Here is a 980-nt window from a genome sequence, read left to right as displayed (position 1 = left end):
GAATCACCCATGGCTGGCGAACCAACGGCGTATCGAGCCCCAGGATCAAGTCCGCCAGGGTGCGGCCACCGAGGTTGCTGGCGCCTACGCCCTCGCCGCCGTAACCACCGGCCAGGGCGATGCCTGCCGCGTGATCGCAGAGCATGTGCGGCTTGAAGCGCCGGGACATGCCCAGGTTGCCGCCCCAGGCGTGGGTGATCCGGACTTTCTTGAGCTGCGGGAACAGTTCGCCGAACAGGTAGCGACGCAGCTCGACTTCGCTGTCGGTGAGATCGAAGTTGTGCCGCAACTTGCCGGCAAACTGATAACCCCCGCGAGCGCCGAACACCAGGCGGTTGTCCGCCGAACGCTGGCCGTAAGTCACTTGCCGGCTGCTCTCGCCAAACGCCTGGCCACGATTCAGGCCGATCTCGTCCCAAGTGCTGGCCGGCAACGGCTCGGTGGCAACGATCAGGCTTTGCACCGGCAGCTGATAGCGCCCCAGCGGAGCCAGCGTGGTGGCATACCCTTCCACCGCCGGCACCACCCAGGAGGCGCGCACCGAGGCTTTGTCCGTGCGCAGGCTGCCGGACTGCCAATGGGTGACGGGACTGTTTTCGTAGATCTTGACGCCCATCCGCTCCACCAACCGCGCCAGGCCGCGCACCAGCTTGGCCGGGTGAATCGTGGCAACGTGGGGTGCATAGATGCCGCCATAAGGCTTGGCGATACGGATCTGCTCGGCCAGTTGTTGCGGGCCAAGCCAACGGTAGTCGTCGTCGGTCAGGCCCTGGCTGTGAAGTTTGGCCAGGTATGCACGCAGGGTGGCTTCCTGTTCGGGGTAGCGCGCGGCGCAATACAGCACACCACCCTTGCGGTAGTCGCAGTCGATGCCTTCGCGCTCGATCACTTGCGCGACTTCGTCGGGGATGGCGTGCAGCAGGTCGAACGAGGCCCGGCGCTGTTCCGGGGTCAGGCCGGCCAACAGGCGGTCCTCTCCC

1 protein-coding gene is annotated in these 980 nt (G+C 65.9%); it reads right to left on the bottom strand.

The genetic code is table 11. The annotated features are described in order from the left end of the window. Positions 1–980 (bottom strand): FAD-binding oxidoreductase (locus HX846_RS35150; protein WP_178967248.1); only part of this gene is annotated, 980 nt, incomplete at both ends.

It is taken from the genome of Pseudomonas sp. K5002 (genome assembly GCF_013386655.1).
In the GTDB taxonomy this organism is placed as follows: domain Bacteria; phylum Pseudomonadota; class Gammaproteobacteria; order Pseudomonadales; family Pseudomonadaceae; genus Aquipseudomonas.
This window is presented reverse-complemented; position numbering and strand designations above follow the sequence as displayed.